The 14,345-nt window shown below is 39.1% G+C and carries 14 protein-coding genes; 13 read left to right on the forward strand and 1 reads right to left on the reverse strand.

Annotation, left to right across the window (positions count from 1 at the left end; all coding sequences use genetic code 11):
• Nucleotides 1–97: 97 nt before the first annotated feature.
• Nucleotides 98–361: a 30S ribosomal protein S20 gene (gene rpsT, locus EJL91_RS21515; protein WP_125144021.1), complete on the reverse strand. Its 264-nt coding sequence runs from the start codon at nt 359–361 to the stop codon at nt 98–100.
• Nucleotides 362–588: 227 nt separating this feature from the next.
• Here rpsT and gpr point away from each other — a divergent pair, with 227 nt between their 5' ends.
• The 13 genes from gpr (at nt 589) to EJL91_RS21580 (ending at nt 14,290) form a co-directional block, all read left to right on the forward strand.
• Nucleotides 589–1,614 carry a GPR endopeptidase gene (gene gpr / locus EJL91_RS21520; protein ID WP_125144022.1) on the forward strand — a complete coding sequence of 342 codons (1,026 nt, stop codon included), beginning with the start codon at nt 589–591 and terminating at the stop codon, nt 1,612–1,614.
• 156 nt (nt 1,615–1,770) lie between these two features.
• The gene (spoIIP, locus tag EJL91_RS21525) at nt 1,771–3,228 is read left to right on the forward strand and encodes a stage II sporulation protein P (protein WP_243125519.1); all 1,458 of its coding nucleotides are present in this window, start codon (nt 1,771–1,773) and stop codon (nt 3,226–3,228) included.
• A gap of 271 nt (nt 3,229–3,499) precedes the next feature.
• Nucleotides 3,500–4,072 carry an IS701 family transposase gene (locus EJL91_RS21530; protein WP_125144023.1) on the forward strand — a complete coding sequence of 191 codons (573 nt, stop codon included), beginning with the start codon at nt 3,500–3,502 and terminating at the stop codon, nt 4,070–4,072.
• A gap of 180 nt (nt 4,073–4,252) precedes the next feature.
• A complete protein-coding gene (locus EJL91_RS21535; RefSeq protein WP_243125521.1) occupies nt 4,253–4,906 on the forward strand; it encodes a hypothetical protein in 654 nt (217 codons plus the stop codon).
• Nucleotides 4,907–5,492: 586 nt separating this feature from the next.
• Nucleotides 5,493–6,071 carry a transcription termination/antitermination NusG family protein gene (locus tag EJL91_RS21540; RefSeq protein WP_125144024.1) on the forward strand — a complete coding sequence of 193 codons (579 nt, stop codon included), beginning with the start codon at nt 5,493–5,495 and terminating at the stop codon, nt 6,069–6,071.
• A 226-nt stretch (nt 6,072–6,297) separates the two neighbouring features.
• Nucleotides 6,298–6,834, forward strand: coding sequence for a transcription termination/antitermination NusG family protein (locus EJL91_RS21545; protein ID WP_125144025.1), 537 nt, complete (start codon nt 6,298–6,300; stop codon nt 6,832–6,834).
• 305 nt (nt 6,835–7,139) lie between these two features.
• Nucleotides 7,140–7,790, forward strand: coding sequence for a sugar transferase (locus tag EJL91_RS21550; RefSeq protein ID WP_125144026.1), 651 nt, complete (start codon nt 7,140–7,142; stop codon nt 7,788–7,790).
• 54 nt (nt 7,791–7,844) lie between these two features.
• Nucleotides 7,845–9,041, forward strand: coding sequence for a glycosyltransferase family 4 protein (locus EJL91_RS21555; protein WP_125144027.1), 1,197 nt, complete (start codon nt 7,845–7,847; stop codon nt 9,039–9,041).
• 4 nt (nt 9,042–9,045) lie between these two features.
• A complete protein-coding gene (locus tag EJL91_RS21560; protein ID WP_125144028.1) occupies nt 9,046–10,086 on the forward strand; it encodes a polysaccharide biosynthesis protein in 1,041 nt (346 codons plus the stop codon).
• Nucleotides 10,086–10,940, forward strand: coding sequence for an SDR family oxidoreductase (locus EJL91_RS21565; protein WP_125144029.1), 855 nt, complete (start codon nt 10,086–10,088; stop codon nt 10,938–10,940). The genes EJL91_RS21560 and EJL91_RS21565 overlap by 1 nt, the downstream gene beginning before the upstream one ends.
• A 28-nt stretch (nt 10,941–10,968) precedes the next feature.
• Nucleotides 10,969–12,093, forward strand: a complete 1,125-nt coding sequence (gene wecB, locus EJL91_RS21570; protein ID WP_125144030.1) for a non-hydrolyzing UDP-N-acetylglucosamine 2-epimerase — start codon at nt 10,969–10,971, stop codon at nt 12,091–12,093.
• Nucleotides 12,094–12,114: 21 nt separating this feature from the next.
• Nucleotides 12,115–13,275: a CDP-glycerol glycerophosphotransferase family protein gene (locus EJL91_RS21575; protein WP_125144031.1), complete on the forward strand. Its 1,161-nt coding sequence runs from the start codon at nt 12,115–12,117 to the stop codon at nt 13,273–13,275.
• 22 nt (nt 13,276–13,297) lie between these two features.
• Nucleotides 13,298–14,290, forward strand: coding sequence for a glycosyltransferase family 2 protein (locus EJL91_RS21580; RefSeq protein ID WP_206429535.1), 993 nt, complete (start codon nt 13,298–13,300; stop codon nt 14,288–14,290).
• Nucleotides 14,291–14,345 lie beyond the last annotated feature (55 nt).

Raw genomic sequence — 14,345 nt, forward strand, 5'->3', positions numbered from 1 at the left:
ATTGAAAGAATAGAAAAAAGGTTTCCGCCACACCTGAGCGGAAACCTTTTTTCTATATAATGGGTTAATTAATTGTATAAATTGAAAGTTCCAAAAATTAAGCCATTGCGTTAACGGCTTTAGATAAACGGGATACTTTACGGGAAGCTGTATTTTTGTGATAAACTCCCTTTGTGGTAGCCTTGTCAATCTCGCTGATTGCAACTAATAATGCAGCCTGTGCAGCAGCCTTGTCACCGGCAGTAATTGCAGCATCAACTTTCTTGGTAACTGTTTTAACCTTGGATCTGATCGCTTTGTTTCTTTCAGCTCTTGTTTCAGCTACTAAAATTCTTTTCTTTGCAGATTTAATGTTAGCCAATCTGTACACCTCCATCTGATATATCATATATTATCAATTCTTTGGTTTGCATTAAAGCCTGGACACGGACAGTTCAATGTAAACATACTATTGTATTTTATCGAATAAAGTCAGGGATGTCAATATGTATTTTCCGGATTTATACAGTTTTTTCAGTATATTTTAAAGGAAAAACAGAAAAACTATAAAGAGTTAAAGTACCCATGAACCGCGAAAGGAGATTTGCGATGTTTGGCCGGAAAAACAGCAGGATAACCGATGAAAATAAAATAGGCGAATTACCGTCATTTGAAGCCAGGACCGACCTGGCTGTGGAGGAACAGGAAAGCTTTGCCGGGGACGGAGGAGAAATAAAGGGCGTTGCGCTCCGCGAATGGCATCACAGGAACAGCCATATCAGGATGACGGAAGTTTCCATTCTGGATGAGCGTGGGGCAAAAGCCATGGGAAAACCGATGGGAACCTATCTGACCCTGGATGTCCCGGATATGGCGGAAAAGGATGACGGCTATCATGAGGAGGTGGCCGAGGAGCTGGGAAAGCAATTAAACCAGCTTATTAAGAAAATGTGTCCGCAGAAGAAAGAGCAGGCCTCGATCCTCGTTGTGGGCCTTGGTAATATCCAGGTGACGCCGGATTCCCTTGGGCCGAGGGTGGTGGATAACCTTCAGATGACAAGACATTTCCTGGGAGAATACGGGGATGATTTCTGTGAAAAGAACAAACTTCCCGTACTGAGCGGCATTGTACCCGGCGTCATGGCGCAGACGGGAATGGAGACGGCCGAGATTGTAAAAGGAATTGTGGAGGAGACGAAACCGGACATGGTCCTGGCAATCGATGCCCTGGCGGCAAGAAACGTCAGACGTCTGGCGTCTACAATCCAGCTTACGGATACGGGAATCCATCCGGGTTCCGGCGTGGGAAACCACAGGCACAGTATGACGAAGGAGAGCCTGGGAGTGCCGGTGGCGGCTCTGGGAATCCCAACTGTAGTAGGTGCGGCAGCTATTGTACACGGCACGGTGGAGGCGCTGATTCATACACTGACGCTGAACAGCGGGACCGAAGGATATGCGAAATATATTGAGGACCTTGATCCGGAGAGCCAGTATGAGCTGATCAGAGAGCTGATGGAGCCGGAGTTCGGTCCGATGTTTGTAACGCCCCAGGATATCGACGAGAGGGTAAAACAGCTCAGCTTCACCGTGTCCGAGGGTATTCACAGGGCATTGTACGGTAAGAAAGAGTGAGTGAATGCCGGCGCGGCATGGCTTAAATTCCGGGCGCTTTGTAAAGCGGAACTTATGCAGCGGCTACCAGATTAAGAAATCCGGCAAGATTCAGGTAAAAAGAACCGGCTCCTGCATAGAATGGTAAAAGGAGAGAATTTTTAAGGCGGGACAGACATGAGGCCGGGAAAAATAAGAATCATTAGAGAATATATTGCAGGAAATAGAAAAATATCAATCTTCCGGCCGGCGGCAGCAATTTTGTGCCTGTTCCTGTTCGCTTTCTTTGGAGGCAGGGCATTGCGGGGACTGCCGTTGGCTGTGGGGAATATAGTTTCGAATTCATTCAGCGGCTACGAGAGCCGGACAGCGCTTTTTATTTGGAAAAACTGGTATCCGTCGGCCGGATTTACAGGTATAAACTCCGGTGGGGCAAGCAAAGAGGTTGATGAAATGGCGGGCCGCCTGGCAGGCTTTATTTTAAAACAGGTGCCTTACTACAGGCTGGCCGAGGGTAATCAGGGGAAACTGCACAGAGAGCTGGAGCCGGATCCGTCGTATGGGAATTATCTGGAGAGCAGCCGGATTTTAAAGGAATATGAGTGTCTTGTCAGAGATTTGGAAGGCAGCAGTGTGCTGGCCTCGGGCGGTGTTTCTACATATACTAATACGTCGGAAGACGAAAATAGATCCGGGGCAGCAGGGATGTACCCCGGCAATACTGCGGGTTCGGGCACTGGAGAGGGACAGGGAGAGTCCGTGCAGACAGCCGGGGGCCAAAGTGAAGCGGGCGGTCAGCTTCAGGCTGCCGGAAGTCCGGCCGGAGATTCGCTTATTAATAAGGGAACCGTCAGCTCATCCGGAATCAGATACGTTTCAGCCCAATTGGCCGACTACGATTTCCTGATGAAACATTTTTATACGGTACACCCGACCACAACGGCGGGCAGGGATATGATGAGCGCGAAAACATTTTTGTCGGAGGATTTCTCGCTGAAACAAGGCAGTGATAAACCGCAGATCCTGATTTACCATACACATTCGCAGGAAGAATTTGCAGACTATCATGAAGGAAACAAGGATGCCACAATCGTGGGAGTCGGCGCCTATCTCACCGAGCTGCTTGAGCAGAAGGGATATAATGTCATTCATGACACTTCTGTTTACGACCTCCGGGATGGGAAACTGGATCGGAGCAAGGCTTATACATATGCACTGGACGGAATAACGGCTATCCTGCAGAAAAATCCGTCTATTCAGGTGGTCCTCGACATTCACAGGGACGGCGTGAAAGAAAGCACGCATCTGGTTAATGAGATAAATGGGAAAAAGACGGCTACAATTATGTTTTTCAACGGAACCAGCCAGACCCCGGACGGGGCGATTGAATACCTTAAAAACCCCTACCGGACCGATAATATGGCGTTCAGCTTCCAGATGAAGCTCTGTGCCGACGCCTGTTATCCCGGATTTACGCGGAAGATTTACCTGAAAGGGCTCCGCTATAACCAGCATGTTAGGCCGTGTTCGGCGCTTATTGAGGTGGGGGCCCAGAATAATACGTATGAGGAGGCCAGGAATGCGATGGAACCGCTGGCGGAGCTGGTGGATATGGTGGTGAGGCCGGAAGGGTAAAAGCTTAGCTGTTTATGATAAAGCCGTAATTCACAACAGCCTGCCCGGTTATAATGCGTCATGATCAGATGCCATGCGGCAAGGGGAAAGAGGAGCATTATAGAATTATATAAAACTGCATGTAAACAGGAAAGAACACATTGTTCATCCAATTGAAGACCAAGTCGGACTGTTCGATTGCAGAGGAATAGTGGCCGCTCACATAAGGAGCCTCCGAATTACTATGATTGACATAGATGTCATGTAGCGGGCTAGTACTAGAGCGAACTCTTTGAGTGGCAGTTTTCCCTCTTTTTTTGGTACAATTAAAGAAAAAGGGGCTGATATTATGATGAATCCTACGATGTTCAATCCTATTGCATTAGAAGCCTGGTATTCCGATGAAGGGAATGATTTTTTACTTCAAGCGGAACTGGAAAACTATCTCCAGAATTATTTCCCCTGCTTTTTTCTGCAGCCACAACGAAGATTGTTCCAAACCTTTGTACAGGGGCTTTTGAGTCCATTGGAACGCAAATCGATTGAGCCAATCGCACTACACTTTTCTGGGGAAAAGTACGTCAGACCCCTTCAACAGTTTTTTACCCGTTCACGCTTTGATGAACAGCTACTTCTGGATACCTATCAGGAGCTCTTGGCCGAGCAGATTGGAGCAGGCCGCGGCATGTTGTCCGTGGACGATACCAGCTTTGTGAAAAAAGGAAAGCATTCCGCCGGTGTAAGGCGGCAATACTGTGGCCGCCTGGGAAAAACAGAAAACTGCCAATCAGGAGTGTTCCTTGCCTATGCTGGTGACAAAGGATATGGGCTTGTGGATTATGACCTGTACATTCCAAAGGAATAGTTCAGCGAAGATTATTCCAGGCTACGTAAGGAATGTCATATCCCGGAAGAAAAAAACTTTGCTATCAAAAATGAGATAGCCCATCGCTTGCTCAATCAAGTGATAGGGAGTGGCTAGTTCCAGAACCAGTGGGGAGGATGTGATGCAGCATACGGAAATGACCATGTTTTTCTGGACGGATTGGAACTGCCGGAAGATGTATGGTACTTTGCAGCAACCAATGCAAAGAAGCAGGTATTCCTGGAGTATCCGCTGCTGTCTTACCCCAAGATGAAAAGAGGGCGTCCCCGTAAACACCCGGTACTTTCACATGAACCAACATCCGCGCGTGATATTGCAGAAGATCCAACTTTACCATGGGAAACCGTGATACTGGCAGAAGGGGCAAAAGGCCCGATCCCTGCAGAACGAAAAATTCTGCGCTGTTTTTCCTGCCGTGCAGATGGAAGCCGGAATTATGTGAAGTCTGGGGATGAAATATGGCTTTATCTGAGGAAATATGCAGATGATGAAATAAAATATTTCGTCTGTAATGCTCCTGCGGATCTCCCGGCAAGAGAACTGGACAGGGCGGCAACGTTACGCTGGCCGATTGAACAGTGTTTCGAGGAATGCAAAGGCAATCTAGATATGGGAGATTATGAGTGCCGCAGTTACCAAGGCTGGAGCCGCCATATGCTGTTTGTAATGATAACCCATTTATTTACCACTCAAATACGGGAAATCTTTAAAAAAAGCAATCCCATTGGTAATAAAACTAATGAATGGGATAATTGTATATACAGTAACCGATATGAAAAAAATTGTAAGTTACCATATACGCAGGAACCATAATGCATATTTATCACACCGGAAAACCAGGCTTTTAAAGAGTTCGCTGTAGTACTAGAATATGAAAAGCATAAATTACAAGGAGGATAATCCAGCTGGAACGGACCTGGCTGTTTTTGTGATTGTATGCCTTGCTGTTACAATTTCGGTGGTAATTTACAGGATTGTGGGTGAGAGAAGGGGAATGTGAGGATAATGGAAAGAGTGGGGAAAGACGTTTTATTAGATATTTCTGCCGTTACAGTATTGTTGATTGGGATGAAAAAATGTCGCTTAACTGACTATTAAGCGACATTTTTTGCACTATCCTTATATTCATATATAAGAATAGTGTTATTGTTTGTTCGATTTTCAAAAGGAATGAGGAGTGCGTTTTAAACGTCTATTTTGAAATTTTCGATAAAGCATGGATAATTATTAAGAAAAAACAAGATTTTTTTAACATTTATTACCTTAAGATTCATTTTCTATCAGTTGACCATCCCATGAAAGGGTGTTATAATTTACAGGAATCTAGCAGTGGTGAGAAAACTGAAAAAAATGTCGCTTAATAGTCAGTTAAGCGATCCTTTTCAGGAAGGGGGCATTCATGAGCTGGTATGTATTACAGTGTAGAACGGGCCGGGAAGATACGATTATCCGCTCCTGCAGACAGCATATTTCACAGGATGCCCTTGATGATGCGTTTGCATTCCGCTGTGAGAGGCTCTGGCGCTCGGATGGTATCTGGAAACTGGTGGAGAAAGAATTGTTTCCGGGATATGTGTTCCTTGAGAGCAGGAGACCCGATAAGCTATCGGAAGAACTGGAAATTTATCGTAAGATACTGAGAGTGATGGAAGAATCGGGATATCTGATTTCTGTGTATGAGGAGGAAGAACGGTATCTAAGGAAGCTTTGCGGCGAACATCATTATCTTAGAATGTCCTATGGTTACAAAGACCAGGAAAAAGGAACTTCTTATATTACGGAAGGTCCCTTGAAAGGACTTGAAAATCAGATTGTTAAGTTTGACTGGCATCGCCGCTTTGCCCAGGTGGAAATTCCGGTATCACGGAAAAAGGTTGTGGTCTGGGCCGGGATTGGAATTGATGAGAAAATCCTGGAAGGCCGGAGTGACGAGAGACAGGAAATGAGACAAAAGGAAGTACAAGTTCTCGTTTCATAAAAATATGCGAAAAGGTTGTACAGCTATTGAGGCATGCAGTCGGATTGTGTTGTTATACAGGTCGGATTAAGGTACCGAAGAGGTGAGGTGTTTTGGAACTTATAATTATAGTAGGTTCTGAGAATGCTGAAATTCTTTTGGCTAAAAATCTGAAAAAGGCTCTGGATTTTTTATAACTGCAGGGATGGCGGAGCCATGTCTTTTTCGGACAGAGAGGAGTTCGGATATGTGGTATGTGATTCAGACTGTTACCGGAAAAGAGGAAGAGCTGATGCTCTTTATACGTACATTGTTGAGCCGGGAGCATTTTGAGAATTGCTTTATGATTCGGGCGGAATGGCTGAAACGGCTGGGGGGAGAGTGGCAGTTGCAGTTAAGGCCTTTATTTCCCGGATATGTATTTATAGAAACGGATGAACCGGAGAGAATCTATATGGAATTGAAAAGTGTACCGAGATTCTCCAGACTGTTGGGGAACGGTAAAAATGAGTTTATCCCGGTGAAAGAGGCAGAGGAGAGATTTCTGCGGGCAATTATAGACAGTAGTGGGGATTTTAGCAGCTCTGTTGTACGGTTGACAGTTGTGAAGACGGATGTAATTGGAAATGTGGTTTCTGTAGAGGGTGCATTGGAGTTTTTTGAAAGAGAGAACATTAAGGTGAATCTTCACAAGAGATATGCAATGGTGAAGACGTTGATGATTGGAGAAGAAAGAACACTGATATTTGGGATACAGCTTGAAAAGGATAAAGAAATCAAGTGAATCAGGAAATTCATTGTGTTAGTTACAACAAATATGGTTAGGAAGAATGGATAGGAATTAATCAATATAGAGAACATTAATTTGAGAATTTTAGTATAGGGAGGAGAGTTGATGCTTTTGTCCCTTTTTTTTGGTATGAAAGAAATTAATATTATACAGGGTAAAGAGTAATAAAGAACTATTTTAAACTAGAACAGAAGTTGTGGTGATAAGTACAAAATAAAATTGGAGTAAGAAACCAGTTTCTTCTAATTACAAATACTATTCTTTCAAGTTATAACATTATAGATAAAGGAATTGATAAGATGAACGAACAGAGTTTGGTTGAAGCCCATGTATTAAGTAGAAAGCAAAAAAACTATTTGATAGTCAAAAGAATATTAGATTTATTTATGTCTGTCAGTGCAGTTATTGTATTGAGTCCACTTCTTTTTGGAATAGCAATAGCTATTAAGCGAGATTCTAAAGGTCCTGTTTTTTTTAAACAAAAGAGAGTTGGAAAAGATAAAAAATTATTTGAAATATACAAATTTAGAACCATGCGGACAGACACTCCCAAGAATATGCCGACTCATATGTTGGCGGAACCAGACCAGTATATTACAAAGATCGGCAGTTTGTTGCGAAAGACAAGCTTAGATGAACTTCCTCAGATATTTAATATTATCAAAAATGACATGTATATTGTTGCGCCTCGCCCTGCACTTTGGAATCAATATGATCTGATAGAAAAGCGCGATGAATACGGAGTTCATCAGATTGCTCCGGGACTAACGGGGTGGGCTCAAATCAATGGTCGAGATGAATTGGAAATCCCAGTAAAAGCAAAATTAGATAAGTACTATATTGAGCATATGGGATTACAAATGGATTGTTACTGTATCTTAAAGACTATTATATCAGTTTTAAAACATGAAGGTGTGATAGAGGGAGGAACGGGAAAAATGAAAAAGTAAAATATATTATATAAAATTACATATCTCAAATTCATAAAATTGTTGGGAGTTTATATGAATATTTTGATTATCAGTCAACGTTTTTTTCCGGAGACTTTTCGAATTAATGATATAGCTAAAGATTTGGTTAAAAGAGGGCATAAAGTGACTGTTCTGACAGGGCTGCCTAATTATCCATCAGGAAATATCTCAGAACGATATTGTAAATTTAAAAACAGAAAAGAATATGTTGCAGGTGTGGAAATAATCCGTACTTATGAACGAGGAAGAAAGAACGGTATTATCGGTCTTGGATTAAATTATTTATCATTAGCTGTCTCCTCGTCTTGGAAGGCACTATTTTTGAAGGGGAATTACGATGTGATTTATGTATATCAGTTATCTCCTGTTTTTGTGTTGTTACCAGCTAGAATAATGAAATTTAGGAAAAAAATTCCGGTATTGATTTACTGCTGTGATTTATGGCCGGAATCCCTAAAGGCATATAATATTAAAGAAAAAAATTTATTATTTCAAATTATAAAAAAAATTTGCTATTTTCTATATTCTGGAGGCGATATGATTGCGGTAACTTCTAAAACATTTATCGAATACTTTCACTCAATTCATCATATAAGTATTCCCATATATTATATGCCTCAACATGCAGAAGAATCATATTTGAATATGGAGTTGTCTAGTTCGGCAGGAGAAGAGATCCAGCTTTTATTTTGTGGTAATATTGGCCGAGTGCAAGATATGCCATGTGCACTAAAGGCGATGAAAATTCTAAATAAGAATTTAAAAGTTCATTTGCATATAGTTGGAGACGGTTCAGAATTAGAAGCTAGTAAAAAAATGGTAAAAGAATTTGAGATAGATGATAGAGTGACTTTTTATGGGCGGTACCCTTTAAAGGATATGCCGGATTTCTATAAGATGGCAGATGCATGTTTGCTTACTTTGACTGGAGATAATTTTATAGGGGCGACAATTCCATCGAAATTGCAGGGATATATGGCAGCTGGAAAAATGGTTTTAGCTGCTATAGATGGGGCGGCTAAAGAAATTATCGAAGAATCACATTGTGGAATGCAAGTTGCAGCTGGAGATTATCAAGGGCTTGCAAATATTATAGAAGAATTTGTTTTGAATAGATGCAATTATGCTTCTTGTGGAGAGGCTGGAAGAGCGTATTTTAAGCGAAATTTTACTAAGGATATATTCATGAAAGAATTGCTAAATCAATTTGAAAAATTAAAGGAGACATAGAAGTATGTTTGAAGGAAAAACGTTATTGATTACAGGGGGAACCGGATCTTTTGGAAATGCAGTGTTGAATGGTTTTTTATCCTCTGATATAGGAGAAATTCGTATTTTATCTAGGGATGAGAAAAAGCAGGATGATATGCGACATCAGTATCAAGCTAGGTTTCCAGAATATAGTGATAAAATTAAGTTTTACATAGGTGATGTAAGAGATATTCAGTCTGTTAGGAATGCAATGCATGATGTGAATTACATTTTTCATGCTGCTGCATTAAAACAAGTTCCTTCGTGTGAATTTTTTCCAGTAGAGGCGGTTAAAACTAATGTGTTAGGAACAGAAAACGTACTTACTGCAGCAATTGATGAAGGAGTTAAGTCAGTCATTTGTCTTTCGACAGATAAAGCTGCTTATCCAGTTAATGCCATGGGCACAAGTAAAGCTATGATGGAAAAGGTTATCGTGGCAAAGAGCAGAACGGTTTCTCAGGACAGGACGAAGATATGTTGTACACGATACGGAAATGTAATGTGTAGTCGTGGTTCTGTAATTCCACTTTGGCTCGAGCAGATTAAAGCAGGAAAACCCATTACGATAACTGAGCCGGATATGACTCGTTTTGTCATGTCATTGGAAGAAGCAGTTGATTTAGTTCTGTTTGCATTTGAAAAAGGAAATAGTGGAGATATTTTAGTACAAAAAGCACCGGCATGTACAATAAAAGTACTTGCAGAAGCAGTAGTAGAGTTGTTTGCTCCGGGGCATAAAATAAAAATAATTGGAATTCGGCATGGAGAAAAAATGTATGAAACTCTACTTACAAATGAAGAGTGTGCAAATGCAGTAGATCTAGGAAAATTTTATAGAGTACCATGTGATAAACGCGATTTAAATTATGATAAATTTTTTATACACGGAGATACAGAGAGAAATATACTAACAGAGTTTAATTCCAATAATACGAAATTATTATCTGTTGAGCAGGTAAAAGAAAAGTTGTTTTCATTATCTTATGTTAAAAATGAATTAAAAGCGTGGGAGGCAAAGTGATGCGTTTTCTCGTTTTAGGGGCTTCTGGAATGGCCGGACATGTAATATCGATTTATTTGAAAGAACAGGGACATGAAGTCGTTGGTTACAGCAGAAGAAAGACTAATTATGTCGAGTCTATTTTAGGTGATGCAAAAGATACCGAGACTTTAACAAATATTATTAGGCAAAGAAATTTTGATACGATAATTAATGCAATTGGTGTACTAAATCAGTTGGCTGAGGCAGATAAGGAAGGGGCGGTTTTTTTAAATTCCTATTTTCCACATTTTCTTGCAAAAATAACTGCAGATTTGGATACACAGATTATACATATGAGTACAGATTGTGTGTTTTCAGGAAAGAAGGGCCCTTATACCGAAAAATCAAATCGAGATGGAGAAACATTTTATGATCGCTCAAAGGCAATGGGAGAACTGGAGGATAATAAAAATCTTACATTACGTAATAGTATTGTAGGCCCTGATATTAATGAAAAAGGGATTGGTTTGCTTAATTGGTTTATGAAGCAAGAAGGAGAGGTTAACGGTTTCACTCATGCCATGTGGACAGGAATGACAACTCTGCAGCTTGCAAAAACAATGGAGATAGCAGCGCAGAGAAAAACTTATGGTTTAATAAATATGGTCAATGAGGGTAATATAAGTAAGTACAAATTATTAAAACTATTTAATAAATATTTGCGAAATGATGAAATAAAGATAAGGCCTTATGAAGGTCTTATCTTAGATAAGACACTAATTAGAACAAATTTTGAGTTTGATTGTGTCGTTCCAAATTATGAAACGATGATATCGGAGATGGCTGAATGGATGCGGGATCACCGACATTTATATCCACATTATAGTTTATAATTATTGTTGAAAGAAAATGGAGAATAAAATGAGTAAGTTAAGGTTAATGACACTTGTAGGAACAAGACCGGAAATTATAAAAATGTCAGCAATCATTAAAAAATGTGATCAATATTTTGAGCATATTATTGTACATACAGGTCAGAATTATGATTATACATTGAATGAAGTTTTTTTTGAAGAACTTTGCCTTAGAAAACCGGATTACTATCTTGGTGTGGTGGGAGGCAATTTGGGTCAGACCATGGGAAATATAATTACAAAATCATATGAGTTGATGACAGAAATAAAACCAGATGCAATTATTGTTTTAGGTGATACAAATTCCTGTTTATCAGTAATTGCTGCAAAACGATTAAAAATTCCGATATTTCATATGGAAGCAGGGAACCGTTGCAAAGATGAAAATCTTCCAGAAGAAGTAATACGTCGAATTGTAGATGTAACCAGTGATGTAAATCTTTGCTATTCCGAGCATGCTAGAAGATATATTCTGGACACGGGTGTAAAGCCAGAGTATACCTATGTTGTTGGCTCTCCTATGAGAGAGGTATTAAACAACTGTATTGAGAATATTGATAAAAGCAATATTCTTGAAAAATTAGGACTTGAGAAAGGCCACTATATTTTATTGTCTGCACACAGAGAAGAAAATATTAATATCGAAAGCAATTTCTTATCTTTAATGAATGCGGTAAATGCGATGGCTGAGACATATAACATGCCGATTTTATACTCCTGCCATCCTAGAAGCAAAAAATATATTGACCAAAGAGGATTCAAATTTTCTGGCAGAGTGATTCAACATCAGCCTTTTGGATTTTTCGATTATAACAAATTGCAGCAAAATGCTTTCTGCGTGGTATCAGATAGTGGGACGGTTCCGGAGGAAGCTGCATATTTTGGCTTTCCGGCAGTTTCGATCAGAACAAGTACAGAGCGACCAGAGGCTATGGACAAGGGAGTATTTACGGTCGGAAGTATTACAACAGAGCAAGTTTTGCAAGCAGTAGAACTGGCTGCTTCTCTGAAAGCTAATGGAGATGACACAATAGAAGTTCCTGCATATGCAGATGAAAATGTAAGTGTAAAAGTTATTAAGATCATTCAGAGTTATGTTGGAATTATAAATAAGATGGTTTGGAAAAAATAAAAGTGTGGAGGGAATATAAAGATGGCATGGATTCGTTGGTTTCTGAAAAATCTGATCACTATTCTATTATATCCGTTTCAACTTTTTCGAGTTAATTTGAATCAAATATTTTTTCTGAATTCTATGTCATATAAATGGGGAGATAATCCCAAGTATATCGCACTGTATTTAAGACGACTACATAATAAAGATTTAAAATTAGTATATGCATACAAAGAAATTTCACAAAAAAATATATTAGAGAGTAATGGTTTGATTGCAGTTAAGTATAATACAATACAATATTTTTATTATATTATGACGAGTAGAGTGATTATTACAAATAATGGTGGGATATCATATCTCCCTATTAAAAAAAGTCAGATAGTATTAAATACATGGCATGGTGGAGGAGCATATAAAAAAACAGGAATCGATGTATATGATTCCAAATATTACATTAAAGACTGCAGACTGAATGCGAAAAAAACAACAGCGATTCTTATCTCATGTAAAAAATTTGAGGAATTTGGAATACCAAGTATGTGCTTTGAAAGATGTACAAAATTACCATTTGGTTTTCCTCGTAATGATTTGTTCTTTGCAAAGAATTCTAATCTTCGAGAACAGGTAAAAAAGAAGTTAAATATCTCAATTGACGAAAAAGTAATGCTTTATGTACCGACATATAGAAACTTTGAATCAAATGTTCTTATGAGAAAAGAGGCATTTGATGGTAGGTTAAACGTGATAAAATTACTAGATGAGCTAGAAAAACGTTGGGGTGGAAAATGGAAGTTCCTTTATCGCCTACATCCGCTTGCATCAGGTACTTTGTTTGATGATATTACTGGGGCAATAAATGTATCTGATTATGGTGATGTGCAAGAACTTTTACTTATATCGGATGCTATGATTACAGATTATTCGTCTATTATGTGGGATTTTTCGTTAACGGGTAGACCGTGTTTCATTTTCGCTCCCGATTTAGATTCATATATGCAATCAAGAGATTTTTATGTTCCGATTGCTCAATGGCCATTTCCCCTTGCGCATAATAATTTAGAATTATTAGAAAATATTAAAAAATTTGCGTCCGAAGATTATATGAAAAACTTAAAAAAACATTTAAAAGAAATGGGGAGTTACGAATCTGGGACGGCGGCAGAATCTATTGCCAAGTGGCTAGTCAAAGTAATGTAATAAATATAGAGCAAAATATATTATGAAAAAAGGAATGCTTTTTGCTATGCTAAAAAAAATTTCTATAATCGTCCCGGTTTATAATGTGGAACTGTATTTATCAAAGTGCATAGATTCTTTACTAAGTCAACACTATCCTTCAATAGAAATTATTCTTATAGATGATGGCTCTCCTGATAAATGTGGGTTAATATGTGACAAATATGCACAGCAATACGAAAATATCATAGTGATTCATCAGAAAAATCAGGGAGTTTCAGCAGCAAGAAATTGTGGATTACGAGTAGCTACGGGATCGTTAATAAGTTTTGTGGATCCGGATGATTTTATTGATTTAAATACATATTCGGTATCGGCTTCAATTATGGAAGAAACAAATGCAGAGGTTGTTCGATATGAATATGAATTTTTTACCTTATCGCAAGAATTGGAAACCACAGTTGGGCAGGAGACTTTTTATCAACATGTAACTTATTCTGGTTTCGATAAAATAAATAACGTGTTTCTATACTCGAGATCTGTTTGTTTGGGACTATTTCAAAGAGAGGTATTAAATAACATTTTATTTCCAGTGGGTTATACACAAGGAGAGGATGGTTTTTTTCTTTGTAAAGCGTTGCTCAATGCAAAACGAGTGTCTGTAATTAATGCCCCATTTTATAAGCGGCGGATAAATTTAACAAGTGCAACCCGCTCGGTATATACACAGGAATGGTTAAAGGTCCTGGAAATTAATACAAAAATTGAAAAAATGTTATTAGCAGCGGAGCCCTTATATGAAGCGGTTGGTACATGCGTCTTTTTTAGGCAAAGTATTGGTTTGATTTTGTCAATGCGGAAGTCTTATAAAAGATATTATCTAGATATATGCAAGTATATTCTTCCAGAAATCAGAAAGCGTAGAAATAAATTTATCGATAATCCATATCTAACACATAAAGAAAAAGCAACAGCGTTACTTTATAGTTTCTCTCCAGGTTTATTTTATTTTGTATACAATTTATACAAAAAATAAGAATGGAACAAGAAACTTTTCTGGATAATAAAGTGGTGTAAAGATAATGTAGTTA

The organism is Clostridium transplantifaecale (assembly GCF_900626075.1).
GTDB classification, from domain to species: Bacteria; Bacillota; Clostridia; order Lachnospirales; family Lachnospiraceae; genus Otoolea; species Otoolea transplantifaecalis.